Source organism: Microlunatus sp. GCM10028923, from assembly GCF_042666975.1.
Taxonomy (GTDB): domain Bacteria; phylum Actinomycetota; class Actinomycetes; order Propionibacteriales; family Propionibacteriaceae; genus Microlunatus.
Map to the genome: position 1 here is coordinate 216,803 of NZ_JBHTFF010000001.1, position 24,260 is coordinate 241,062.

At 69.8% G+C, this 24,260-nt stretch carries 19 protein-coding genes; 15 read left to right on the top strand and 4 right to left on the bottom strand.

Going from position 1 to position 24,260, the window contains the following annotated elements:
* The first annotated feature begins 633 nt into the window (after window positions 1-633).
* From ACFQU4_RS01000 to ACFQU4_RS01070, 15 genes are all read left to right on the top strand, one after another.
* Entirely contained in the window at window positions 634-1,065 is a 432-nt protein-coding gene (locus ACFQU4_RS01000; protein ID WP_377485767.1) for a phosphonate C-P lyase system protein PhnG, read from the top strand.
* Window positions 1,062-1,772 carry a phosphonate C-P lyase system protein PhnH gene (gene phnH, locus ACFQU4_RS01005; RefSeq protein WP_377485769.1) on the top strand — a complete coding sequence of 237 codons (711 nt, stop codon included), beginning with the start codon at window positions 1,062-1,064 and terminating at the stop codon, window positions 1,770-1,772. Before ACFQU4_RS01000 ends, phnH begins: the two co-directional genes overlap by 4 nt.
* Window positions 1,772-2,923, top strand: a complete 1,152-nt coding sequence (locus ACFQU4_RS01010) for a carbon-phosphorus lyase complex subunit PhnI (protein WP_377485771.1) — start codon at window positions 1,772-1,774, stop codon at window positions 2,921-2,923. The genes phnH and ACFQU4_RS01010 overlap by 1 nt, the downstream gene beginning before the upstream one ends.
* Window positions 2,904-4,673 (top strand): alpha-D-ribose 1-methylphosphonate 5-phosphate C-P-lyase PhnJ, encoded by a 1,770-nt coding sequence (locus ACFQU4_RS01015; RefSeq protein ID WP_377485773.1) that lies wholly within the window; start codon window positions 2,904-2,906, stop codon window positions 4,671-4,673. Before ACFQU4_RS01010 ends, ACFQU4_RS01015 begins: the two co-directional genes overlap by 20 nt.
* A 17-nt stretch (window positions 4,674-4,690) precedes the next feature.
* A complete protein-coding gene (locus ACFQU4_RS01020) occupies window positions 4,691-5,464 on the top strand; it encodes an ATP-binding cassette domain-containing protein (protein ID WP_377485775.1) in 774 nt (257 codons plus the stop codon).
* On the top strand, window positions 5,461-6,681 hold the full coding sequence (locus ACFQU4_RS01025; protein WP_377485777.1) for an alpha-D-ribose 1-methylphosphonate 5-triphosphate diphosphatase: 1,221 nt from the start codon (window positions 5,461-5,463) through the stop codon (window positions 6,679-6,681). Before ACFQU4_RS01020 ends, ACFQU4_RS01025 begins: the two co-directional genes overlap by 4 nt.
* The gene (locus ACFQU4_RS01030; RefSeq protein ID WP_377485779.1) at window positions 6,678-7,487 is read left to right on the top strand and encodes an inositol monophosphatase family protein; all 810 of its coding nucleotides are present in this window, start codon (window positions 6,678-6,680) and stop codon (window positions 7,485-7,487) included. The genes ACFQU4_RS01025 and ACFQU4_RS01030 overlap by 4 nt, the downstream gene beginning before the upstream one ends.
* A gap of 279 nt (window positions 7,488-7,766) precedes the next feature.
* Window positions 7,767-8,342 (top strand): flavin reductase family protein, encoded by a 576-nt coding sequence (locus ACFQU4_RS01035; protein WP_377485781.1) that lies wholly within the window; start codon window positions 7,767-7,769, stop codon window positions 8,340-8,342.
* Window positions 8,339-9,388 (top strand): ABC transporter substrate-binding protein, encoded by a 1,050-nt coding sequence (locus ACFQU4_RS01040; protein WP_377485783.1) that lies wholly within the window; start codon window positions 8,339-8,341, stop codon window positions 9,386-9,388. Before ACFQU4_RS01035 ends, ACFQU4_RS01040 begins: the two co-directional genes overlap by 4 nt.
* Window positions 9,385-10,260 (top strand): ABC transporter permease, encoded by an 876-nt coding sequence (locus ACFQU4_RS01045; protein WP_377485785.1) that lies wholly within the window; start codon window positions 9,385-9,387, stop codon window positions 10,258-10,260. The genes ACFQU4_RS01040 and ACFQU4_RS01045 overlap by 4 nt, the downstream gene beginning before the upstream one ends.
* The gene (locus tag ACFQU4_RS01050) at window positions 10,236-10,997 is read left to right on the top strand and encodes an ABC transporter ATP-binding protein (protein WP_377485787.1); all 762 of its coding nucleotides are present in this window, start codon (window positions 10,236-10,238) and stop codon (window positions 10,995-10,997) included. The genes ACFQU4_RS01045 and ACFQU4_RS01050 overlap by 25 nt, the downstream gene beginning before the upstream one ends.
* Complete coding sequence (locus ACFQU4_RS01055; RefSeq protein ID WP_377485789.1) at window positions 10,990-12,378, top strand: LLM class flavin-dependent oxidoreductase; 1,389 nt, start codon at window positions 10,990-10,992, stop codon at window positions 12,376-12,378. The genes ACFQU4_RS01050 and ACFQU4_RS01055 overlap by 8 nt, the downstream gene beginning before the upstream one ends.
* Window positions 12,375-13,466 carry an LLM class flavin-dependent oxidoreductase gene (locus ACFQU4_RS01060; protein WP_377485791.1) on the top strand — a complete coding sequence of 364 codons (1,092 nt, stop codon included), beginning with the start codon at window positions 12,375-12,377 and terminating at the stop codon, window positions 13,464-13,466. Before ACFQU4_RS01055 ends, ACFQU4_RS01060 begins: the two co-directional genes overlap by 4 nt.
* A gap of 1,048 nt (window positions 13,467-14,514) precedes the next feature.
* Entirely contained in the window at window positions 14,515-15,978 is a 1,464-nt protein-coding gene (locus tag ACFQU4_RS01065; RefSeq protein WP_377485793.1) for a hypothetical protein, read from the top strand.
* A 1,403-nt stretch (window positions 15,979-17,381) separates the two neighbouring features.
* Entirely contained in the window at window positions 17,382-18,224 is an 843-nt protein-coding gene (locus ACFQU4_RS01070) for a phosphotransferase family protein (protein ID WP_377485795.1), read from the top strand.
* On the opposite strand, the gene ACFQU4_RS01075 is transcribed toward ACFQU4_RS01070, so the two are convergent.
* The 4 genes from ACFQU4_RS01075 to ACFQU4_RS01090 all read right to left on the bottom strand — a co-directional run bounded on the left by ACFQU4_RS01075 (window position 18,225) and on the right by ACFQU4_RS01090 (window position 24,163).
* On the bottom strand, window positions 18,225-20,171 hold the full coding sequence (locus ACFQU4_RS01075; protein WP_377485797.1) for a hypothetical protein: 1,947 nt from the start codon (window positions 20,169-20,171) through the stop codon (window positions 18,225-18,227).
* Window positions 20,172-20,199: 28 nt separating this feature from the next.
* The gene (locus ACFQU4_RS01080) at window positions 20,200-21,840 is read right to left on the bottom strand and encodes an extracellular solute-binding protein (protein WP_377485799.1); all 1,641 of its coding nucleotides are present in this window, start codon (window positions 21,838-21,840) and stop codon (window positions 20,200-20,202) included.
* 95 nt (window positions 21,841-21,935) lie between these two features.
* Window positions 21,936-23,231: a DUF58 domain-containing protein gene (locus ACFQU4_RS01085; protein ID WP_377485801.1), complete on the bottom strand. Its 1,296-nt coding sequence runs from the start codon at window positions 23,229-23,231 to the stop codon at window positions 21,936-21,938.
* Between the two features lie 2 nt (window positions 23,232-23,233).
* Complete coding sequence (locus ACFQU4_RS01090; protein ID WP_377487319.1) at window positions 23,234-24,163, bottom strand: AAA family ATPase; 930 nt, start codon at window positions 24,161-24,163, stop codon at window positions 23,234-23,236.
* Window positions 24,164-24,260: the final 97 nt, after the last annotated feature.

Below are 24,260 nucleotides of genomic sequence, written 5' to 3' on the forward strand. Positions count from 1 at the left end.
GTCGACTTCCCTGCGTTGCCGGGGGTCGGTGGTGTGGGGTTGTCGACTTCCCTGCGTTGCCGGGGGTCGGTGGTGTGGGGTTGTCGACTTCCCTGCGTTGCCGGGGGTCGGTGGTGTGGGGTTGTCGACTTCCCTGCGTTGCCGGGGGTCGGTGGTGTGGGGTTGTCGACATCCCTGCGTTCTCGGGGATCGGCGGTGGGTTGTCGACATCCCTGCGTTGCCGGGGATCCGCGGCGTGGGATTGTCGACATCCCCACGTTCCCAGAGAGACCCACGGCGTGGCGTTGTCGACTTCCCCGCGTTACCGGGGATCCGCGGCGTGGCGTTGTCGACATCCCCGCGTTCTCGGGGATCCATGGTGTGGCGTTGTCGACTTCCCCGCGTTCTCGGGGATCCGCGGCGTGGCGTTGTCGACATCCCCACGTTGCCAGGGACCCACGGCGTGGGATTGTCGACAACCCCACGTCGCCGGCGGTTGCGTCCAGCGGCGGGCGGGAGCTGATCTTGGTCGGGTGACAAGGGGCTCCGGTGTTTCTGGGGTGTTCACCGGTCGGTCAGGTTGCGGCGAGCCTGGCGCAGGGCTGGCGATGCACGCTCGGAGACATCCAGCACCCCTCCGAGAAACGAGGCCCGATGGATGCGATGACCAGGGAAGATCTCTGTTCCGAGTTGAGCATGATCGACGCGTCCGGACTGATCGCGCTCGCCGACGAGTGCGTCGCCGACGAACCCGACCTCATGATCACCAGGCCGCCGACCGTCGGCAGCGTGGTCACCCAGGTCCGGGAACCCGTGGCCGAGCAGCGATTCATCCTTGCCGACGCGCTCGCCTGCTCCGCCGAGGTCAGCCTGCGCGGCCGGCTCGGCTGGGGGATGCGGCTCGGCTCCGATCGGCGGGCCGCCCTGGCGGCCGCGATCTGCGACGCCGAGGTCGTCTCGTCCGGACCGTACGCGGCCCGGGTGCTCGATCTGTGCCGCGAGGGACGGGCCCGCCGGGAGGCCGAGCGCGCCGCCGAGTGGGCCCGTCTCGCCCCGTCCGTCGTCGAGTTCGAGGAGATCCCGTGACCCTGACCGCACACCTGACCACCGCGCCCACCGACACCGCGCCCACCGACACAGCGTCCGCCGAAACCGCGTGGCCCGTGCTGCCTGCCTTGCCTGCATCGGCGTCGCAGCAGGTGTTCCGGGCCTGCCTCGGCGCCCTGTCCCGGCCGGGCAGCGTGCATCAACTGCCAGCCGCGGACCTGCCGGCCAGCATCCCGGCCGCGGCCCTGGTCCCGCTCGCGCTGACCGACCTGATGGCGCCACTGACCGGGCTCGGTCGCGCCGAAGGGCTGGCCCGCCGGATCGCGACCGCGACCGGGGCGCGTTGCGTGCCGGCCGACCGGGCCAGGTTCGCTCTCGCCCTCGACGATGATCATGATCAACTGGCCGGGCTGCCGATCGGCAGCAACTGGTCGCCGGAGCTGGGGGTGCTGCTGAGTCAGCGGGTTGCGGCCCTTCGACAGGCTCAGGGCGCGGAGAGTACGGCTCAGGGTTCGGAAGGTGCGGAAGGTGCGGAGGGTGCGGCTGGGGGTGCGCTGAGCCTGACGCTGACCGGACCGGGGATCAAGGACTCGACCGTGATCACCGTCGCCGGCCTCAGCGCGGACTTCTTCGCCGCCCGGGCGGAACTGACCGCAGAGTTCCCGACCGGGATCGATCTGGTGTTGATCACCGACGACCGGACCATGATCGGCCTTCCGCGGACGACCCGGATCGAGGTCGGCTGATGTACGCGGGCACCAACAAGGGCGGTACGGAGGCGATCATCGCGGCCGAGCGGCTGGTGCTGCAGCGGCGGGCGATGCTGGACGGCGTGATCACCGTCGACCAGGTGATCGAATGCTTCCCTCGCGCGCTGGACAAGATCATGGGCGAGGGCGGGCTGTGGGATCCGCGGACCGCCGCGACCGCCTATCTGCAGGCGGGCGGGGACACGGCGGAGGCGGTGCACCTGCTCCGGGCGCACCGGTCGACCCTGCCGCGGCTGGCGTACTCCGAACCGGTCGAACCCCGGGAGCTGGAGCTGTTGCGGCGGATCGTTCCGGCGCACCGCAAGCCGGACGGACCGCAGTTGCTCGGTGAGACCGTCGATTACACCGCGCGGCTGCTGCACCCGCCGGATGCGCCGTGGGACAGCGAGCCACCGCTGCCGGTCGAACCGCCGGAGCCCGGCGCGGAAGCGGCCGAGTCGCCGCAGGACGTGCCGTTCCGCCGCTACCGCGACTACCTGGCCGACCGGGGCGTGCTGGCCGATCGGACCGACCCGGACGATCCGGAGCCGTTCGACCTGGCCCTGGTGGCGCCGCAGCTGCCCGCCGAGCGCTCGGCGCTGCTCTCCGCGATGGCGCTCGCCGAGACCGGCGGCTTGATCAACATCTGGTACCAGTCGATCATCGGCCCGGACGGCTACACGGACGAGTCGGTCACGCTCGGCGAGGTCCGGCACGGCCGGGTACCGATCCGGGTCGTCCACCCGCACACCGGGAACCCGGTCCAGATCGGCCGGATCAGGGTCACCGAGACCGAAGCGATCACCCACCTCACCGACCGCGGCGAGGACGCCGCGAAGTTCGATATCGGGTACGGGATGGCGCTCGGCCACAACGAGCGGAAGACGATCGCGATGGCCAGTCTCGATCTCGCCGCGCACCGGTTCCGGGGCACCGAGGGCGGTCAGCGGCTGGACCAGATTCTCCTGCACACCACGGACGGGCTGGCCTCCTGCGGCTTCCTGGAACATCTCAAACTGCCGCACTACGTGACCTTCCGATCCCAACTGGAACGGGCCGAGGCGGCGGCGGGCGAGGCCGGCCCGACAACCGAGCGCCCGACCACCGAGCATGGGGAGGACTGCGACCATGATCACGACCACGCTTGATCAACTCGTCGAGGACCGGCCGGAGGACGCGGCGCCGGTGGTGCTGGACGAGCAGGCGAAGCGGGAGGTCCGGCGGGCCTGCCTGTCCGGCGTCTGCGTGCCCGGGTACATCGTCCCGTTCGGATCGCGGGAGATGCCGGTCGCTCGCGGCTGGGGCTCCGGCGGACTCCAGGTGACGCTCGCGATCGGCGGTCCGGACGACTCGGTGAAGGTGATCGACCAGGGCGACGAGGAGGGCGTCAACGCGGTCAACCTGCGCCGGCTGATCGCCGGGACGCTGCGCTGCCGTACCACCGCGGACACCCTCGACGCCTCGATCGTGCAGTCCCGGCACCGGGTGCCCGAGGACACGCTCGACGCCGACGACATCCTGGTGCTGCAGGTGCCGCAGTCCGAACCGCTGCGCAAGGTGGAGAAGTCGGTGTACGAGTGCAAGCGCCGGCACGCCGAGGCCGACTACGCGAAGATGTGGGTCGGGCTGTACGAGGGGCTGGCGCAGAACGGCGTGATCAGCGGCGGTGCCGGCTACCCGGTGATGGTTCAAGATCGTTATCTGATGGCGCCCAGCCCGATCCCGCGCTGGGACATTCCGCGGCTCGACGACAGTGATCATCTGACGCTGCTCAGTCACGGCCGGGACAAGAAGATCTACGCCGTACCGCCGCACACCAAGGTCGAACCGTTGACCTTCACCGACGTCCCGTTCGAGGTCGAGTACACGGCCGGCAGCCGGTGCGGCCTGTGCGGCTCGGACGACACGTTCCTGGTCGAGACCTCGGCGGGCGACTACCTGTGTTCCGATGTTCAGTGGTGTCTGAAGGTACGGGCCGGGATGGCCGACCATGATCATCGGGACCGGGCGCCGCTGCACCTGCTGCCCGACCCGTCCCGCCGGGTCCGCGCCACCGCCGCGACGGAGCGGCGGGTCTGGACGGCCCCGCCGGCCGGGATCACGGCGCCGGCGGAGGAGTGGTCGCTCAAGGTGGTCGACCTCGGCAAGACCTACCGCGGCTACCGCGGGTCGAGCGAGGTGGTGGCCGCCGCCGAGGTCAGCTTCGACGTCGCGCCGGGCGAGGCGCTCGGCATCATCGGCGAGTCCGGGTCGGGCAAGTCGACCGTGATGCGGTGCCTGATCGGCGACGAGCTGGAGGCCGGCGGCGAGGTCTTCGTCGGCTCGGTCGACGACGGCCGGACGAACATTCTTGATCTTGATCCGGCCCGCCGCCGGTCCCTCCGGATCGGTACGTTGAGCGTCGTCTATCAGGATCCGGCGGCCGGCCTCGATCTCGGGATCTCGGCCGGCGGCAACATCGCCGACCGGCTCACGGCGGCCGGCTGGCGGTCGTACCACGCGATCCGGGACCGGGCCGCGGAACTGCTGGAACGGGTCGAGGTGCCGCTGGAGCGGATGGACGACGTGGTCGGCCAGTTCTCCGGCGGGATGCGGCAGCGGGTCCAGATCGCGAAGGCCCTCGCCACCGATCCGCAGGTGCTGTTGCTCGACGAGCCGACCACCGGCCTGGACGCCTCGGTCGCGGCCGGCGTGCTGGACCTGCTCCGCGAGCTGCTGGCCGAGCGGCAGATCGCCGTCGTCGTGGTCAGCCACGACTTCTCGGTGATCGACGCGCTGACCGACCGGGCGCTGGTGATGCGGCACGGCCGGGTCGTCGAGACCGGGCTGACCGACCAGCTGTTCGCCGACCCGCACCATCCGTACACCCAACGCCTCGTCGCGGCGGCGAAGCACTGACCGGAAGGAAAGTGATCATGAACGCTCCGATCCTGACCGTCGCCGAGCTGACCAAGACCTTCACCCTGCATGCGATCGGCGGCCGCCGGGTGCAGTCGCTGGACACGGTGTCGTTCACCCTGGCCGCGGGGGAGCATCTCGCGATCGCCGGCGCCAGCGGGGCCGGCAAGTCCAGCCTGCTGCGCTGCCTCTACCGCAACTACCGACCGGATTCGGGACGGGTGACGCTGCACACCGAGGCCGGTGACCTGGAGCTGACCTCGCTGCCGGATCGGCGGATGGCCCGGCTCCGCGGTCGCGAGTTCGGGTACGTGTCGCAGTTCCTGGTCGCGCCGCCCCGGCAGGGCCCGCTGCGCCTGGTGGCCGGCGCGGCCCAGCGCCGGGGCCTCGAGCCGGCGGCGGCCCGGGCCGCGGCCGCCGCCTCGCTGGAGCTGCTGGGCCTGCCGGAACGGCTCTTCGACGTCGACTGCAGCCTGCTCTCGGGAGGGGAGCGGCAGCGCGTCAATCTCGCCGCGGGTACGGTGAGTCCGCCGCGACTGTTGCTGCTGGATGAGCCGGTCTCCGCCCTCGACCCGGCGAATCGGGCCCGCGCGCTCGCGGTGATCGAACGGCTCACCGAGCAGGGGGTCAGCGTGCTCGCGGTCTATCACGACCTGGCGATCATCCGCCGGATGGCGGACCGGGTGCTGGTCCTCGACGGCGGCCGGCTGGTCGCGGAGGGTCCGCCGGACAAAGTTCTTGCGGCGGGCCATCGGGCCCTCGACGATGTCATGGAGGAGGCGTACGCATGAATGCTCTGCAGACCGAACTTGATCATGAACGACGACCGGCCGGGTCCGGTTGGCCGGTCGGCGCACCACCGGATTCGTACCTGATCGGCAACGCGCGGGTCGTGCTGGCCGACCGGGTCACCGAACCGGCGACGGTGATCATCACCGACGGGCTGATCGAGGAGGTGGCGGAGCGGGTGCTGCCGGCCGACCTCGACGCCGGTGGCCGGCTGCTGCTGCCGGGACTGATCGACGTCCACAGCGATGCCCTGGAGAAGGAGCGGGCGCCGCGCGCGAATGCCGTTCTGCCATGGGATTTCGCGCTGACCTCGTACGAGGCGAAGCTGGCCGCGGCCGGGGTGACGACGATCTTCCACGGGGCCGGCTTCCAGCACAAGGCGGCGGCCGGCACCGAGCGCTCGCCGGAACGGGCGCTGGAGCTCTGTGGGGCGGTCGACGCGCACGAGTCGTCCCGCGTTGATCATCGGGTGCTGCACCGGTTCGCGGTCCGGTCCGAGGGCGGTGCCGAACTGCTGCGGCGGCGCCTGGACGGGCTTCCGGAGGGCGAGCAGCCGCTGGTCTCGCACGAGGACCACACCCCAGGTCAGGGGCAGTACGCCGACCAGCAGGTGTTGATCAAGGCGATCATGGGCGACGGCGGGCTGGATCGCGAGGCGGCGGAGCAGCGGGTGGCGGAGATCCTGGCCGACGCCGAGCGGACCGAGTCGGTCCGCCAGGACCACCTCGCCTGGCTGGGCGACCTGGCCCGAGCCGGCCGGATCCGGCTGCTCGGCCACGACCCGGACACCGCCGAGGCGATCGACGAGCTGCACGCACGGGGCGCGACCACGGCCGAGTTCCCGACCACGGTCGAGGCCGCCCGCCGGGCTCGTGACCTCGGGCTCACCTCAGTCGCCGGCGCGCCGAACGTGCTCCGCGGCCGGTCCCACTCCGGCAACGTCGGCGCCGCCGAACTGGTCGGGCTCGGCCTGGTCGACGCGCTCGCCTCGGACTACCTGCCGAGTGCGCTGCTCGGCGCCGTGTTCACCCTGGCCCGCTCCGGTGTCGCCGACCTGCCGGCGGCCGCCCACCTGGTCACCGCGGGACCGGCGAAGGTGGCCGGGCTGACCGACCGCGGCCGGATCGAGCCTGGCCGGCTGGCCGACTTCACGCTGGTCGACGACACCGGAGCCGGTTGGCCCACGGTGCTGGCCACGTTCAAGAGCAACCGCGGATGACCGCGCTGATCCCCGGCGACGTGCACCCCGCGCTCGCCGACACCTGCCGAGCCGCGTTCGACGCGCTGGCCGACGCCCAGCGTCGGTACGGCCGCGCCGAGCTGTCCGCGGAGACCCGAATGGGCGCCGACGGTACGCCGACCATGTTGATCGACGACCTGGTGGAGCAGCGGATCCTGGCCGCGGCCAAGACGCACGGGGTCAACGTGCTCAGCGAGGAGGCGGGTTTCGTCGACCTCGGCAGCGCGCTCACCCTGGTCGTCGACCCGGTCGACGGCTCGGCGAACGCCGCTGCCGGGGTGCCGCTGTCCTGCTATTCGGCGGCGCTGCTCGAGGACGGCCGACCGGTCGAGGCCCTCACCTGCTGGCTGGAGACCGGGCGTTCGATCGCGGCCCGGGTCGGCCAGCCCGCCTCGTACCGGACCAGCGGGGCGCGCCGGCTGGCCGGTCAGGCGCTGTCCATGCTGCGGCCCAAGCACGGGGCCCGCGGCGACACCGCGGAAACCTGGATGACGCTGTGCCGCCGGGCCGGCCGGGTCCGGATCCTGTCGTCCAGCTGCCTGGAGGCGATGCTCGTCGCGACCGGCGCGATCGACGCCTTCGCCGACCCGGGCTCGGACACCCATCGGCTGGTCGATCTCGCGGCCGCGATGGTGATCATGCCGGCCGCCGGCGGCTACGTCTGCGACGCCTTCGGCCGGCCGCTGGAATTCGATCATGACCTGACCCTCCGCTACTCGGGCGTCGTCGCGGCGACCCGGGAGCTGGCCGAGGAGATCTGTGCGGTGATCGACGCGGATCGCTGAGACCCGTCCCAGTGGCGCGTCGCCTAAGTTTCTTAACGTTTGGCGACGCCCAGGCACGCACCTCGCGGCGTTCTCCTCAGTCGACATATGACCCGATATGCCTTCCTCGTCGGCCTTGCGATGCACGCACCTGGACGCCGCCAAACGTCAAGCAACTTAGGCGACACGCCACTGGGCGGTGACCGCATGACGAGATTCCCTATTTAGCTACTGGGGATTATGTGAAACTGGAACGGCTGCAGCTTGTTGATCATCTCTCTACCGAGAGGCAGTCGTCCCATGTCAGCTCACCCCGCTTTCGGCACCAGAAGGCCTGATCTCAGCCTGGTGCCGCCCGACCCGGAGCCCACCATCGCTCCGGACCTCTACCGGTCCGTGTTCCGGCAACGGGCCGACGGCGTGGCGGTGATCACCGCCGACGCCGGCTCCGGCCCGGTCGGCTTCACCGCGACGTCGGTGGTCTCGCTCTCCCTCGACCCGGCCATGGTCTCGTTCTCCCTGGCCAGCAGTTCGTCCAGCTTCCCGGCCGTCGATCGCGCCCACCACGCCGCGATCAACTTCCTCGACGCGGACCAGTCCGAGCTCGCGATGCGCTTTGCCAGTAAGGGAATCGACCGGTTCGCCGGCACCCGCTGGTCGGCGCTGCCGGACCAGACCCCGGTCCTCGACGATGCGCCGAGCCGGCTGCACGGCCGGATCGCGCACCGGTTCGCCGTCGGTGATCACCACATCGTCGTGCTCCGGCTGCTCTCGGCCGAGGTACGCCGACCGTACCGGCCGCTGGTCTATCACGACGGCGGCTACGGACTGGTCGTCCGTCCCGGCGACCCGGCGTGGACGGAGGGCGGCCGATGACCGTACGCCGCTTCCTCGCCGCCCTGGCCGGCCTCGCGCTCCTGCTGTCCGGGTGCGCCGTGGCCACCGGCCAGCCGGCCGCGGGATCGCTTGGGCTGGACGCACCGCTGCCGGACGAGGTGCCGGCCGGGACCAAGATCATCGTCGGCGATCCGACCACGCAGAAGGCCCTGCAGCTGTCCGGCGAGCTGGACCGGCTCCCGTTCGTCGAGTGGGCCAATCTCTCCGGCGGGCCGCAGACCACGGAGGCGTTCCGGGCCGGTGCCCTGGACGCCGGGTCGGTCGCCGAGATCCCGCCGATCCATGCCCGTTGGACCGGGCTGCAGACCAAGATCATCGCCTCCCGGTTCCGGGTCGATCCGCTGCACCATCCGGTGTACGAGTTCGGCGTCGCGCCGGGCATCACGGCGACCACCCTGGCCGACTTCCGCGGCAAGAAGATCGCCTACTCGCCGGGGCAGGCGCAGGGTGCGCTGGTCCTCAAGGCGCTCCGCAAGGCGGGGCTGACCAAGGCCGACGTGCAGCTGATCGAACTGCCCAGCACCGGTGACGTCTACGCCAACGCGCTGGCCGCGCGGCAGGTGGACATCGCACCGATCGGCGGCGTCCAGATCAAGCGCTATCTCGCGAAGTACGCCGGCGAGGGCGCGGCGACCGTACAGCACGGCCTCCGGGACGACCCCGGGCACGTCTATGCCCTGGAATCCTCGCTCGCCGATCCCGGCAAGGCGGCCGCGCTCAAGGCCTACGTCGCGGCCTGGGCCCGGGCCGCGCGCTGGGTCGACGAGCACCCGGAGGAGTGGATCGAGGGCTACTACGTGGCCGATCAGGGGCTCAGCGCCGAGGACGGCCGCTGGCTGGTCGAGCGGGCCGGAACGATCGAGGTGCCGGACGACCTGACCGACGTGTACGTACGGCATCAGGAGACGATCGACCTGCTGGCCGCCGAGACCGGCAACGATCCGCTGCGCGCCGAAGATCTTTACGACCCGCGGTTCGTCCCGGTCGCGGCCGAGGCGTTCGGGCAGGCCGGAGGACGATCATGAGCGCCGACGTCCGGCTCGAGGCCCCGGCCGGCCTCGCTGTCGTACCCGAACGGGCCGGGGCGGGCCGGCCGCGAACCGAGGATCGGCGCAACCGGACGACCCGGCTCGGCCTGGGCAGGCCGATCCCGTTCGCGATCGCGCTCGGACCCCTGTTGCTGCTGGTGATCTGGGCCGCGGGCTCGGCCCTCGGCTGGATCGATCCGCGGATCCTCTCCGCGCCGTGGACCGTCGTGATCACCGCGATCGACCTCACCGTCGACGGCCGGCTGCCGGCCAATCTGGCGACCTCCGCCGCGCGGGCCCTGACCGGGCTGGTGCTGGGCGTCTCCCTCGGGCTACTGCTGGCCCTGCTCTCCGGCCTGAGCCGGGCCGGCGAGGCGCTGATCGACGGACCGGTGCAGCTCAAGCGGGCCATCCCGTCGCTGGCCCTGCTGCCGTTGTTGATCTTGTGGTTCGGCATCGGCGAGCCGATGAAGATCATCACGATCACGCTCGGCGTGTTCGTCCCGATCTACCTGCACACGCACAACGGGCTGCGGGCGATCGACAGCCGCTACGTGGAACTCGCGCAGTCGCTGGGCCTGCGCCGCGGGGCCTTCATCCGGCAGGTGGTGCTGCCCGGCGCCCTGCCGGGATTCCTGCTGGGGTTGCGTTTCGCGGTGACCGGCGCCTGGCTGTCGCTGGTCGTGGTCGAGCAGATCAATGCCACCAGCGGCATCGGTTACATGATGGAACTGGCGCGGACGTACGGCCAGACGGACATCATCATCGTCGGGCTGGTGGTGTACGGCGTGCTCGGCCTCACCTCCGACGGCATCGTCCGGCTGATCCAACGGAAAGGGCTGTCATGGCGACGCACACTGGCCGACTAGCTCACGATCCAACTCACGATCGGCCGGCGGTCCGGGTGACCGGACTGACCCGTCGGTACGGAAGCCGGGCCGTGCTCGACGCGGTCGACCTGTCCATCGCCGACGGCGAGTTCGTCGCCCTGATCGGGCGCAGCGGATCGGGCAAGAGCACCCTGTTGCGGGCGCTGGCCGGGCTGGACGAGGGCGTCGCCGGGGACGGCGGGCTCGACGTACCGGACCAGATCTCGGTGGTGTTCCAGGACTCCCGGCTGCTGCCTTGGCAGCGGTTGCTGGACAACGTGGTGCTGGGCCTGAACGACTCCGCTGCCGCGGCGGCGGCGCGGGGCCGGGAGGCACTGGCCGAGGTGGGCCTGGCCGGCCGGGAACGGGCCTGGCCGAATGAGCTCTCCGGCGGCGAGCAGCAGCGGGTTGCCCTGGCCCGCTCCCTCGTCCGCGAGCCGCAACTGCTGCTGGCCGACGAGCCGTTCGGTGCGCTCGACGCGCTGACCAGGATCAGGATGCACGCCCTGCTCCGCCGGCTGTGCGAGCGACACCGGCCGGCGGTCCTGCTGGTCACCCACGATGTCGACGAGGCGATCGTGCTGGCCGATCGGGTGATCGTGCTGGACGCCGGCGTGATCACCGCCGAGGTCGGCATCGACATCCCGGCCCCGCGGACCGTGGCGGATCCCGCGTTCGCCGGGATCCGGGAACACCTGTTGTCGGCCCTCGGAGTGAAGGAGTCCGTCCATGTCTGATCATGGAACGCCTGATCATGGAACGTATGATCATGGCCTCGACCCGAAGCGGCGCACGCTGCACCTGAACGCGTTCCTGATGAGCACCGGGCACCACGAGGCGTCCTGGCGGCTGCCGGAGAGCGATCCGTACGCGAACACCGACGTCGGCCACTACCAGCGACTGGCCAAGATCGCCGAACGCGGGAAGCTGGATTCGATCTTCTTCGCCGACTCGCCGGTGCTGCGTGGCGACGTCGGCCGGCGCCCCGCCGGCTCGCTGGAACCGACCGTGCTGCTCACTGCGATCGCGGCCGTGACCGAGCGCATCGGCCTGATCGCCACCGCCTCGACGACCTACAACGATCCGTACAACCTGGCCCGCCGGTTCGCCTCGGTCGATCACGTCAGCGGCGGCCGGGCCGGCTGGAACGTGGTCACCACCGCGGGTCCGGAGGCGGCCCGCAACTTCGGCCTCGATGATCAACCGGCGCACGCCGAGCGGTACCAGCGGGCGGCCGAGTTCCTCGAGGTGGCCGGACGGCTGTGGGACAGCTGGTCCGACGACGCCGCGCTCGCCGACAAGGAGTCCGGGGTCTGGGGCGACGAGACCAAGATCAGGACGGTCGATCATGCGGGCCGGTTCTTCCGGGTCCGCGGGCCGCTCAACGTACCCCGGTCGCCGCAGGGTCATCCCTTGATCGTGCAGGCCGGCAGCAGCGAGGACGGCCGGAGCTTCGCCGCCCGATATGCCGAAGCCGTGTTCACCGCCCAGCAGACGCTGGCCGACGCGCAGGCGTTCTACCGCGACCTGAAGCGGCGGGCGGCGGCCCTCGGCCGGGACCCGGAGTTGATCAAGATCCTGCCCGGAATCGTTCCGGTGCTGGGGTCCACGGAGGCCGAGGCGAAGGCGCTGGACCGGGAGTTGGACGAGTTGATCAGGCCCGAGTATGCGCGTGATCAACTGGCGAAGACCTTGCGGCTGCGGCCCGACGAACTCGAGCTGGACGCGCCGTTGCCGGCCGACCTGCCCGGCGAGGACGAGATCGAGGGTGCCAAGAGCCGGTACACCTTGATCGTCAACCTGGCCCGCACCGAGCGGCTCACGGTCCGGCAGTTGATCGGCCGGCTGGGCGGCGGACGCGGGCACCGTACCTTCACCGGCACGCCGGAGCAGGTTGCGGACGCGATCGTCGACTGGTTCGAGCACGGAGCGGCGGACGGGTTCAACGTGATGCCGCCGGTGCTGCCGTCGGGCCTGGAGACGTTCGTCGACGAGGTGGTGCCGATCCTGGTCCGGCGCGGCCTGTTCCGGTCCGACTACACGGGCCGGACACTGCGTGATCATTACGGGCTGCCGAGACCGGTGGCCGACGTGGCGGAGCTGGCGGTGACCGGATGACCGGGGCTGGGCCGGTCGACTTCCTCTGGTACATCCCGAACACCGTCCAGCCCGGCCATCGCGGCGACGACGTGGTGGACGGCTGGGGCACCCTGGACCTGTCGGTCCGGCATGCCCGGGCCGTGGAGGACCACGGCTGGTCCGGCGCACTGCTCGGTGCCGGCTGGGGCCGGCCGGACACGTTCACGCTCGGCACCGCGCTGGCCGCCCGGACCAGCACCTTCCGCCCGCTGATCGCGATCCGGCCCGGCTACTGGCAGCCCGCCCAGTTCGCCGCCGCCGCGGCGACGCTTGATCAACTGAGCGGCGGGCGGCTGTTGATCAACATCGTGAGCGGCGTCGATGATCTTGCCGCGTACGGTGACCTGCACAGCGATCCGGCCCGCCGCTACGACCGCACCCACGAGTTCCTCCGCCTGGTCCGTCGGCTGTGGCGGGAGGACGATGTCACGTTCCGGGGCGAGTTCTTCTCGGTCGAGAACTCGACCGTGCGGCCGGGACCGTACCCTTCGGAGCGCGGTCCGCAGCCGCGGCTCTACTTCGGCGGGGCCTCGCCGGCCGCGGAACGGGTCTCGGCGGCCGAGGCCGATGTCCAGCTGTTCTGGGGCGAGCCGCTGGACGGGATCGCCGAGCGGATCGACCGGCTGCGCCGGCTGAGCACGGAGGTGGACCGCGAGCATCCGCCGCTCGAGTTCGGCCTGCGCGTCACCACGGTGATCAGATCGACGGCGGAGGAGGCGTGGCGGATTGCGGAGGAGCGGGTCGCCACGATGGCCGCGCAGTCCGGCGAGGTAGGCCGGAACTGGCGCCGGGCCGTCGGTCAGCAGCGCCTGTACGAACTCGCCGACCGCGGCGAGGTGCTGGACACCTGTCTCTACACGGCGCCGGGCCGCTTCGGAGGGGGAGGTGCCGGCACCACCTGGCTGGTCGGCTCACCCGATCAGGTCGCCGCAGCCCTAGGTCGCTACGCCGAGCTGGGCGTCACGCACTTCATCCTGTCCGACACCCCGTACCTCGAGGAGGTGGCCCGCATCGGTGATCAACTTCTGCCGCTGCTCAAGACCCCGGCTGCCTCCAGCGTCCGGTAGTTGTTGGCTGGAGGCAGCAGGATGGCTGTCCTCAGTGGCGGGTTCGACTGACGTGAGCCGTGGGCGAACCGGCCGTCAGCAGGGTCACTGCACCGCGAGCTAGGTCGACGATCATGGAAGGAAGGGTTTGATCGGGTCCCCCCGGAGACGCTGCCATGACCCGCACCCGATGACGACCGGATCGTAGATCGGCTAGTGGTGCACCGGGCTGCGGAGAGCCGGACCCATCGCGCGGCCGGTGCAAGGAGCCGAAGTCGATGTCGGTCGAGGATCTGGCCCGACGAGTGATCCTGTAGGCGAAGCTCACGCAACTCGCGGGGCGAGGTGCGTGTCTGTCACGCTCACGGAGCTGGTTGGGCGGCTGGCTTGTTGTTCTTCGCGCGTGGAGCTCGATCCGCGATGGGTACTCAGCGAGCATCGGTTCAAGATCGCGGCGACGACCCACGACGCACCGACGGCCGGCGGCCGGCCTCGGCTAGCCCGTTCCTGACCAACAGCCCAGTATCCCGACCAGCAGCGTCGGTGTCGGATCAGCACGACGGCGCCGGATCCGACCGCTGTCAGGCCGCCGGGCCAGAGCGGCGGGTTGATTCGCACTCTGATTCCCGGGACTCGATACACGGCGATTCGTTATCCAGAACGGATCTGCGATATCGGTGTGGGCTCTCGATCGGCACCATCGGCTATCCCTGTGCCAACTTGAGCGGTGACAGCCCGATGGTCGGACTCGATAGTCGGCGATGTCGGAGGCAACGGTCACCCACGATCCCGATGCTGCCGGTCCAAGCCGCCGCGCAGAGTCTGCCCAAGGCTTCTGTCGGCGGTTGATCACCAGCGATACCGACGGTGACGTCCGAATCGAGCTTCATCTCAAGGCCCACGGAATCCGTCGGGACGGGTCGGTCAGCCCGCGCCGGCGGCGAGCCCAACGACTCGGTAGCGACCCTGGGGAACCTGCCATCCTCCGAAATCCAATCCGGTTCAAAGTAGTCCACAGATTCCTTGTTTTGTTGGGATTCTGTCGGTTCCTTGGCCTATAATAGTCTTTATGTTCGAATCGTTGGAGTCGAAGGCTGTCGGGTACGGCAGCCGCGACATCCTGAAGGCCGTGGACGGGTTGAAGCGTGCCCGGATCGCGGTCGCGAACGAACTCCTGGTCTGGGTCGCAGCCTGGGCGGATGCGCATCCGGCGGAGTCGATCATGGAGACCGGGCCCGGGTTGGCCCGGGCGGTCCGGCCGGGCGGGGAAGGGACGCCGGCGGTCAACGATCTCGCCATGGTCGAACTGTCCGCCAAACTGGGCAAGAGCACCAGCTCCGGGATGCTGTTCCTGGGCGACGTTCTTGATCTTCGTCACCGACTGCCACAGTTGTGGGCCAAGGTCATGGGCTGTGAGGTGGAGGAGTGGCAGGCGCTCCGGGTCGCCCGGATGACGCACCGCCTCTCCCAAGAACAAGCTGGTGAGGTGGATCGTGCGGTGGCGTGGTTCGCCGGGACGCAGCCACCCAGGAAGCTCTTCGACACAGTCGAAGCGACGATCTTGCGGATCGACGGTGATCGGGCTCGGGCGGAGTATGAGGAGCGGCGTAAGCAGGTCGGGGTGTGGAAGTCGCAGACCGACGACAACGGGCTGAAGGGCGTGTTCGGCAGGCTGGAACCGTTGGCGGCGGAACGGTTGTATGCGCGGGTGCAGGAACTCGCGGACTGTCTGAGTGAGGGCACTGCTGATGAGCGGCGTGCTGAGGCGTTCGGATTGTTGGGTGATGCCGCTGCGATCACCAGGTTGCGGGCGAAGCGTCGGCAGCCAGAGTTGTTCGATGAGGAGTTGGCCGAGGCTGTGGCCGCGTTGACGCCGGGTGATGAACCCGAGCTGATGGTCGAGGAGTCCGAGGTCCATCCGGCGTTGCGGGATCGGCCGGCTTCGGTGGATGTGGAGTCGGCGATCTTCGAGGCCGCGGTGCAGCGGCTGGTCGAGAAGTTGGATCCGAAACTATTGGTCCCGACCTCGACCGTGGTCGTCCACATCTCCGCCGAAGACCTCGCCCAGGACGAAGGCGTCTGCCGGGTGCCTGAGATCGGACCAGCCCTGAAGAGCGTGATCGGTGACTGGCTACACCACGATCGCGTGATCGTGCGTCCGGTGATCGACCTGAACGACGCTCCGCCACCAGTAGACGACTACGAGATCCCGAACCGGCATCGTGACCATGCGCTGTTGCGGTGTCCAGGGAGTGTGTTCCCGTGGTCGACGGCGACCCGGAATCTTGATCTTGATCACACGGACCCGTACCGGCCGAACGGTCCGCCCGGCCAGACCCGGGTCGAGAAGCTCATTCCGCTGTCGAGGACTGAGCATCGCGCGGTGACCCACGGTGGCTGGCGACGACGAAAACCTGATCCGACCACGATGATCTTCCGGTCACCGCATGGTCACGTCTTCCTGACGAACCGTACCGGCACTCATGATCTTGGTGCCGGACCGGTCGCCCACGCCCTCTGGTCCGCTGCTTGACCAACCCTCCGTGCCCTGAGCCTGTCGAAGGGCCAAACCGGATCGTGCCTCGTCCTTCGACAAGCTCAGGGAACGGTGCTGCCGAACGGCTCGTTGGCGGGTAAGGCCGGTAGTACCTGGCGTTTAGTCGTGCAGCCAGGCCTATCTCACATATCGCACCGCACCGATGATCTTGGTCCCGAACTGGCCACCCACACCCCCTGGTCCGCTGCCTGACCAGCCGCCGTGCCCCGAGCCTGTCGAAGGGCCAAACCCGAATCATGCGCTGCCCTTCGACAAGTTCATCGAACATCGTCGCCGAGCGGCTTGTTGGGGGGCGCGTTGGCCGGTCGTGCCTAGCGTTGGTCGTGCCGCCGGGCCCATCTCACATATCGCACCGCAACCATGATCTTGGTCCCGGACCGGTCGCCCACCCATGTAGCCCGCTGCCTGACCAATCCTGTGCCCTGAGCCTGTCGAAGGGCCAAGCCGGTTCATGCCTTGCCCTTCGACAAGCTCAGGGAACAGTGCTGCCGAGCGGCTTGTTGGTGGGCGCGTTGGCCGGCAGCGCCGAGCGTTTGGTCGTGCAGTCAGGCCCATCTCAAGAATCACACCGCATCCATGATCTTGGTTCCGGACCGCTCGCCCACCCGTGGTCTGCTGCCTGATCTGCCTCTGTGTCGTGAGCTTGTTGGAGGGCCGAACCGGATCGTGCCTTGCCCTTCGACAAGCTCAGGGAACGGTGTTGCCGAGCGGCTTGTTGGCGGAGGGTAGGCCTGCAGCGCCTAGCGGTGGGTCGTGCAGGCTGGTTTCTTTCACGAACCGTTCCGGCCCGCCGTGATCTTGGTGCCGGCCGGGTCGCCCATGCCCTGCGGCCCGCCCTCGATCATCCCTCAGTGCCCTGAGCCTGTCGAAGGGCCGAGCCGGATCGTGCCTTGCCCTTCGACAAGCTCATGGAACGATGTTGCCGAGCGGGCGCGTAGGCCGGGAGTGCCTGGCGTTTGGTCGTGGGTCTCTCTCCCGAACGGTTCCGGCACTCGTGATCTTGGTACCGGCTTGGTAGCTATACCCTCCGGCCGCTCCCGATCAAACCTCAGCGCCCTGAGCCTGTCGAAGGGCCAAGTCGGATCGCGCGCCGCCCTTCGACAAGCTCGGGTGCGTGGGTGCCGCGCGGCTTGTTGGCGGCGTTGGCGGTCGGGGATAGTGACCGAGATCGACGGGGATCGTGCCAGATCGACCCGACAGCGAGGGATCTCGTGCGATCGCCGTCGATCTCGGACATCCCGGACCCGGAGGGTGGAGTACGCGGCGCTGATCGTGCGACCGCCTCCTCCTCACCGTGATCTTGGTGTCGGTCCGGATTGGGTCCGCCGCGGCGGTGAGTTGAATTCGCGCGTTCGGGGCTCGGCTGGTAGGTCTTGGGCATGGTTGAGCTGACCGAAGACTATGTCCGCGCCGTGCTGCCGGGGGCGGGGTGGCAGGTGTCCGGGGTCCGCGGCTCGATGAAGGTGACCCGGCTGGCGGAGCGGGGCGCTGAGGCTGTCGCGGTCAAGCTGGCCGAGGTGCCGCTCGAGATCCTGTCCCGGCTCGCCGAGCTGGGCGTGACGCCGCCGATTCTGGCGACCGGCCTGTACGAAGGGCGGGAATACGTGGTGCAGCGGGCGGTCAGCGGGCCGCATCCCGATCATGACTGGTTCGCCGCCAACCTGCCGCGCTGGGCCGACCTGGTCGGCAGTTACCTCAACGACGAACCGCTCCGCCGGTTGCTCCTGCCCAGGCAAGGGACCTGGCGGCTCGCCGTCCCGGACGCGGTGGCCATGATCGACTCCCAGCCTGCCCCGGCCTTGGAGCCGCTGCGTGATCACGAACTTCAGGTCCGGCTGGATCGCTGGCGAGGGCAGGCCACCGAGATCGCGCGGCTGCCGACCCGCCCGATCCACCCCGACCCGCACTGGCACAACTACGTGATCGCCGACGGCCACCCGTACCTGCTCGACTGGGATCTCATCGACCTGTCCGATCCGCTGCGCGACGTCGGCAGCCAGATCTGGGGGTTCCTGCCGCAGCAGCGGTGGCCCGAGTTCCTGCACCGGGTCGGACTCCCGACCGGTGATCAGGCGGAGCTGGCGATCCACTGGTGGGCGGCCTTCAAGATGATCATGAACGCCTGGTGGAACGACCGCCACGGCGACGAGGGCGGCGCCGCCTTTCACGCGGACGCGTTCAAGCTCGCCGTCGACCGCCGGCCCTGGCTGCCGCGACCCTGATCAGGCGAACCGGGACAGCAGTTCGTCGTCGACCAGGACCGAATCCGGAAGCAGGACGTGGATCGAGCCGTCCTGGATCTCGCAGGCGTACGCCTTCGGGTCGTCGCAGACGTCGGCCAGTCGGACCGGGGCGTCGCCCCGGAAGTCCCAGAGCGCAAACCCGGCGGCGGTACGGAGCACGAACAGCCCCGCGATCCCGACCGGCACCACCACCGTCGCCTGGTCGGGCAACGGCCGGGTGTCGGCCAGGGTCAGCTCCGGCCAAGGCCCGGCGGCGGGCAGCATCAGCCAGCGCTTCTCGCTCCGGCCCTCGAAGGTTCCGGTCACGGTGGCCAGGAAACGATCATGGTCGATCGCGCCGCGTACCCGGGCGATCCGGGTGCCCGCCGGTGACTTCGCGGTCGTGATCACCGTCAGGGTCGCCGCGTCGATCGTGGCGAACAGGCAGTGATCATCGGACGGCGGCGCGCTCTCGCAGTCCGCGTCCATCGTGGTGCCGGCCAGCAGTGCGGTCCCCGCGGAGTCGAGCACCAGACTGCGGATCGCCTGCCCGGGCAGGGGATCGTCGGCGTAGTCGGCCAGGCCGGTCCGGGTGTCGTACCGGGTCAGCACACAGCCCAACTCGCCGTAGTGGTGGTTCGACGCATAGAAGATCATCCGGCCGTCGTCGGCCGCGGCGACCGGACGCATCCCGGCGGCCGGCTTGGCCACGATCCGCGGATTCTCCGGGAACCGGGCGGCTCGCTCGGGGTCGTACTCGACCAGCTCGGCGCCGGTGTAGGCGGCCAGGTAGACCCGGTTGTCGATCTTCCAGGTCTGCAACACCTCGCCGCCGCCCGGCGCGGCGCGGCCGAGATCCTCACCCACGCCGGTGCGCAGGTCGAGGCTCCAGAACCGTTGCGTGATGAAGGTCGTGCCGAGCAGTCGATCTTGGTCGATCCGGCGCAGGCAGTCGACGTGGCCGACCGAATCCGACGGTACGTGGCGCGCCTGCAGCAACGAGCCGTCCTCGGCGTCGATCAGGTAGAACGTGCCGAACATGGTGACCGCGACGATCCGGCCGGACTCGGTCAGCCGGGTGCCCTGGATGGTGCCGTCGGGGATCCGGCACAGCTCGGTGATCTTGCCGCTGGCCAGGTCCCAGCGAGCCAGCGTCAGCATCTCGCCGGCCATCGCCGCGCCCCACGCCGTGCCGTCCCGGAGCGCGAACCAGTTCATCCGCGCGGACGCCTCGGGACCGTCCACCAGCCGCTGCCCGATCGGGTCGTACCAGCCGAGCTCGGGCAGATAGACCCGGCCGGCGCCGTCGGTGATCGTTGCGCTGATCGTCGACCGGTCGGTCCACCGCACGGGCCGGCCGACCAGTTCGCTGGCCAGCGTCCTGGTCACCTTGTCGGTGGCCGGATCCCAACGCAGCAAGGCCAGATCGGGATTGAAGGCGAGCAGGGTGAAGGTGCCGTCGCCGTTGGCGAAGTGGGAGGCCGAGTAGTGCTCGGCACACGGATTCGGCGTGACCGACCCCGCGGTACGGTTGCGGAAGTCGAAGCTGATCGCGGTCGGATCCGGCGGCGGGAACGCGAGCCCGAACAGCTTCCCGGACGCCGGGTCGACGACCATGCCACCAAACATCAGCGCGTACGGGGCACCCGTCGCATACCGTTCCAGCTCCCGGGTGCGCAGGTCGTACCGGACCACCTTCCCCAGATCGCCGCAGAGCCACAGGGTGTCGGCATCCTCCGGCCCGGCGCTGTAGAAGCCCGGGTCGTCGGGGAACCGGTGCTGCTCGGACCGGCCGTCCTCGGTGATCATGATCGCCTGGGTCCCGGACACGCTGTTCCAGGAGGTGATCCAGAACCGCTCCAGCCCGTCGGCACCGGCTCCCAGACTGATCAGCGGCGTATTGACGAACGGATCCTGCGCAGGCGGCAGGGTGAAGCGACGCGCCATGGCGTGCTGTCTCCTCAGACGAAGTTGATCACCGCGTGGCGGCGTAGGCTTCCTCGTACTCGGTCCTGATCTTGTCGCCGCCGCCGGTGCGGAAGGTGGAGACGATCGCGTCGAAGTCGGCCAGCTTCTTCCGGCCGGTGATCACGTCGTTCATCCCGTCCACGAGGCTCTTGTCCAGGGCAGCGCCATCGGACTGCTGGGTGGGGGAGTAGAGCCCCTGGGTCGCCAGCGGCAGGCTGTTCTTCGCGCAGCGCTCCTGGTAGGCGTGATACATCTTCGTCGTCTCCGGCCGGCCGGGCGTGAAGTTCACCACCGGCGCCGAGCCGGTGTAGTTGACGGGCAGGTTGGTCTCCAGGACGCCGGCCTTGGTCTTCACGGGGTCGCCGTCCTTGTACTCGAAGGTGTGACCCTCGATGCCGTACGTGAGCAGCCGTTGCTCGACGGTGCCGAACGGGCTGGCCAGCCAGTTGAAGAACGCCAGGATCTCGCTCAGCCGCTCCGGGGTGGTCTTGGTGACCGCGAGCACCGCCGGGCCGTAGACGGCCGGGCCGAGCAGCTTCTGGCCGTCGCCGCCGCCGTCCCACTTGGGCGGCACCAGCACGCCCATCTCCATCTCCGGTGCGACCGCGGCGTAGGTGATCAAGTAGCCGGACACCGAGCCGGCGCCGCCGTTGTTCACGGCGACCGCGCCGGTGCCGACCCACTGGGCCAGCAACGTCTCCTGGGTGAAGGCGTCCGGGTGGTAGAGCCCCTCGCTCCATTGCTGGGTGATCGCGTCCAGGGCCTCCCGGAACTCTTCCCGCTCGGCGACGTGGGTGAACTTGCCTGCCTCGTCGACGCCCCAGTTCAGCGGCAGGCCGAGCATCTCCTTGAGGAAGTTCAGCGTCGACTGCGGGCTGCCCATGGCGTACTTGTTGCGCTTGGGATCGTTGACCGTGCGGCACATCTCGAGGAACTCGGCGTAGCTCTTCGGTTCCGGGTTCGCGCCCTTGGCCTTGATGATGTCGAGCCGGGCGTGCATCTCGCCGGCCGCGGCGGGCCGGTTCAGCGGGATCCCGAAGATGCCGCCGTTGTAGACGCACGACTTCCACGAGATCGTCGGGATGTTGGCCAGGTTCGGATACTTCTTGATCGCGTCGCCGGACAGGTGCTCGCTCAGGTCGGTGAACCGCGCCTCGAGCAGCCGCGGCAGGTCGGCCAGCGGCCGCATCGACACGATCTCGGGAAGATCATCTCCGGCGATCACGACGTTCAGCTTGGCCACGTAGTCGGCCGCGTTCGCCATCGTGTACTGGAGTTCGGCGCCGGCCGCCTCGTTGACCGCCTGCCAGTACTTGTTGTCGTTCAGCGCCGGCGGCAGCTGCGTGTTCGTGTTGGTCAAGATCGTCAGCGGCTTGCCGCTGGCCAACGGCTTGCCCTCGGTCGCCGTGACGTCACCCTTGGGGTAACTCAGGAACCCGGGCATCACCGCCTCGTTCGTCGACGGCAGGTCCGGCTTGATTCCGGTGTACGGGAGGTAGGACGGCAGCACGACGGTCCGGTTGGCCTCGCCGGAGTTGTCGTTCTCGGCGCTGCCGGCGCAACCGCCGAGCAGGGCCGCTCCGGTGACGGCGGCGCCGCCGGCGAGCAGATGGCGACGGCTGAGTGAGCGGGCCCAGGTCATGATCATTTCCCCAATCGATGAAACCGATTGCAATAAGTGCACAAACTAACGGCGACCGGTCCGCTTGGCAAGAGTTGACCGAAGATCGTAACCGTGACGGGCTAGAGCCGGCCGGCCTTCTTCAGCGCCAGGTAGTGATCGGCCAGGGCCGGCGCGAAGGTGTCCGGCGGCCCCTGGACGATGGAGATGCCGAGGTCGCGCAGCTGGCGGACCAGCCGTTCCCGGCGGGCGATGTCGACCTCCGCGGCGGCCGCGGCGTACGCGTCCCCGGGCTCCTCGCGCCGGCTCAGCAGTTCCTCGATCCGCGGATCGGACACGGCGGCGATCACGATCCGGTGCTTGCGCCGGATCGGCCCGATCACCCCGAGCAGGCCGTCGGTGATCGCGGCGGTGTCCAGCCCGGTCAAGATCACCACCAGGGACCGCTGGGCCACCCGGGTCATCACCTCGGCGACCAACTTGCGGTGATCGGTCTCGACCAGGACCGACTCGACGCCGGCCATCGCGTTGACGAAGGTGCTCAGCATCGTCGACGCCGGCTCGCCGACCACGCTGGCCCGCACCTCGCGGTCGACGATCAACAGGTCGACGCGATCGCCGGCCCGGGAGGCCAGCGCCGCCAGCAGCAGCGCGGCATCCATCGAGTGATCGAGTTTCGGCTGGTCGCCGACCCGGCCGGCCGAGGTCCGGCCGGATTCCAGCACGATCAGCACGTGCCGGTCCCGCTCCGGCCGCCAGGTCTTCACCACCACCGTGGTGGACCGGGCCGTCGCCCGCCAGTCGATCGACCGGACGTCGTCGCCCGGTACGTACTCGCGCAGGCTGTCGAACTCGGTGCCCTGGCCGCGCTGCAGGATGCTGGACCGGCCGTCCAGCTCACGCAGCCGGGCCACCCGGCTGGGCAGGTGCTTGCGGCTGTTGAACGGCGGCAGTGCCCGGACCTGCCACGGCGCCTGGTGGTGGGCCCGCTGCCGGCCGGCGATCCGCAGCGGCCCGTAGCTGCGGATGATCACCGGGCCGCTCGGCCGGTCGCCGCGCCGGGTCGGCCGCAGCGTGGTCCGGGTGAGCCGACGCTGCCGGGCCGGGATGGTCAACGTCGTGATGCCGTTGCGGGCTCCGGCGGACGGGGTCCAGGCGTCCCGTACGGTCGCCTTGATCGCGCGCCGGTTGTGGTTGGTCAGCAGGACCGAGACCTCGGCCTCCTCACCGAGCCGGATCGAGGTGTCGCCGGAGCGCCGTACCGTGATCTTGGCCGGGGACGGGCAGAGCACCAGGTCGACCGTGATCACCAGCACCAGCAGGCCGGTCGCGATCACGAAGGCGAGCCAGTGACCCGCGATCGCGACCGCGACCACGGCGATCGCCGCCAGCAGACCGGCCCGCCAGGTGAGGATCATGATCAGCGCGGGACCGGAACGGTGGCCAGGATCGATTCGATCACCGAATCGGCGGTGACCCCTTCCAGCTCGGCCTCGGCGCGCAACGCCACCCGGTGCCGCAGGGTGGCGAACGCCAGCGCCTTGACGTCGTCCGGGGACACATAGTCGCGGCCGGACAGCCAGGCCCAGGCCCGCGACGTGTTCAAGATCGCGGTCGCACCGCGCGGCGAGACGCCCAGCTGCAGCGAGGGCGACTGCCGGGTGGCCCGGACCACGTCGACGATGTACGCCTGCACCTGCGGCTGGATCAGCACCGCCTGGGTCTCCCGCCGTGCCTGGCGAAGATCTTCCGGCGTCGCCACCGCGGTCAGACCGGCCGCGTCCAGATCGCGCGGGTCGAAGCCATGCGCGTGCCGGTTCAGCACCTCGATCTCCGCGTCCCGCTGCGGCAGGTCGATCTTGATCTTCATCAGGAACCGGTCCAGCTGGGCCTCGGGCAGCGGGTAGGTACCCTCGTACTCGACCGGGTTCTGGGTCGCCGCGACGATGAACGGATCGGGCAGCGGCCGCGGCGTCCCGTCCACGCTGACCTGGCGTTCCTCCATCGCCTCCAGCAAGGCGGACTGGGTCTTCGGCGGGGTGCGGTTGATCTCGTCGGCCAGCAACAGGTTGGTGAAGACCGGACCCTCGCGGAAGGTGAACTCCGACGACCGCGCGTCGTAGATCACGGTGCCGGTGATGTCGCCGGGCATCAGGTCCGGGGTGAACTGGAGCCGCTTGGTGTCGATCCGCATCGCCTTGCTGAAGGCGCGCACCATCAACGTCTTCGCCGTCCCGGGTACGCCCTCGAGCAGGATGTGGCCGCGGCAGATCAGCGCGATGATCAACGAGGTGATGGCGGACTCCTGGCCCACCACGGCCTTGCCGACCTCGGCCCGCAGCGCGGACAGCGCCGCCCGGGCCGGCGACTGGGGCGGCGGAGGCGGTGCGGGCGGCGGGGCCGACTGCTGGGACGCCGGGTAGCCATGGGCGACGGGCGGGCGGTCC

Bases quoted from the DNA above. Each gene is read 5' to 3' on its own strand.
- ACFQU4_RS01040 (WP_377485783.1), top strand. From the start codon at position 8,339: ATGACCGTACGCCGCTTCCTCGCCGCCCTGGCCGGCCTCGCGCTCCTG.
- ACFQU4_RS01015 (WP_377485773.1), top strand. From the start codon at position 2,904: ATGATCACGACCACGCTTGATCAACTCGTCGAGGACCGGCCGGAGGAC.
- ACFQU4_RS01085 (WP_377485801.1), bottom strand. From the start codon at position 23,231: ATGATCCTCACCTGGCGGGCCGGTCTGCTGGCGGCGATCGCCGTGGTC.
- ACFQU4_RS01025 (WP_377485777.1), top strand. From the start codon at position 5,461: ATGAATGCTCTGCAGACCGAACTTGATCATGAACGACGACCGGCCGGG.
- ACFQU4_RS01050 (WP_377485787.1), top strand. From the start codon at position 10,236: ATGGCGACGCACACTGGCCGACTAGCTCACGATCCAACTCACGATCGG.
- ACFQU4_RS01075 (WP_377485797.1), bottom strand. From the start codon at position 20,171: ATGGCGCGTCGCTTCACCCTGCCGCCTGCGCAGGATCCGTTCGTCAAT.
- ACFQU4_RS01010 (WP_377485771.1), top strand. From the start codon at position 1,772: ATGTACGCGGGCACCAACAAGGGCGGTACGGAGGCGATCATCGCGGCC.
- ACFQU4_RS01020 (WP_377485775.1), top strand. From the start codon at position 4,691: ATGAACGCTCCGATCCTGACCGTCGCCGAGCTGACCAAGACCTTCACC.
- ACFQU4_RS01000 (WP_377485767.1), top strand. From the start codon at position 634: ATGGATGCGATGACCAGGGAAGATCTCTGTTCCGAGTTGAGCATGATC.
- ACFQU4_RS01045 (WP_377485785.1), top strand. From the start codon at position 9,385: ATGAGCGCCGACGTCCGGCTCGAGGCCCCGGCCGGCCTCGCTGTCGTA.
- ACFQU4_RS01080 (WP_377485799.1), bottom strand. From the start codon at position 21,840: ATGATCATGACCTGGGCCCGCTCACTCAGCCGTCGCCATCTGCTCGCC.
- ACFQU4_RS01055 (WP_377485789.1), top strand. From the start codon at position 10,990: ATGTCTGATCATGGAACGCCTGATCATGGAACGTATGATCATGGCCTC.
- ACFQU4_RS01060 (WP_377485791.1), top strand. From the start codon at position 12,375: ATGACCGGGGCTGGGCCGGTCGACTTCCTCTGGTACATCCCGAACACC.
- ACFQU4_RS01070 (WP_377485795.1), top strand. From the start codon at position 17,382: ATGGTTGAGCTGACCGAAGACTATGTCCGCGCCGTGCTGCCGGGGGCG.
- ACFQU4_RS01035 (WP_377485781.1), top strand. From the start codon at position 7,767: ATGTCAGCTCACCCCGCTTTCGGCACCAGAAGGCCTGATCTCAGCCTG.
- ACFQU4_RS01065 (WP_377485793.1), top strand. From the start codon at position 14,515: ATGTTCGAATCGTTGGAGTCGAAGGCTGTCGGGTACGGCAGCCGCGAC.
- ACFQU4_RS01030 (WP_377485779.1), top strand. From the start codon at position 6,678: ATGACCGCGCTGATCCCCGGCGACGTGCACCCCGCGCTCGCCGACACC.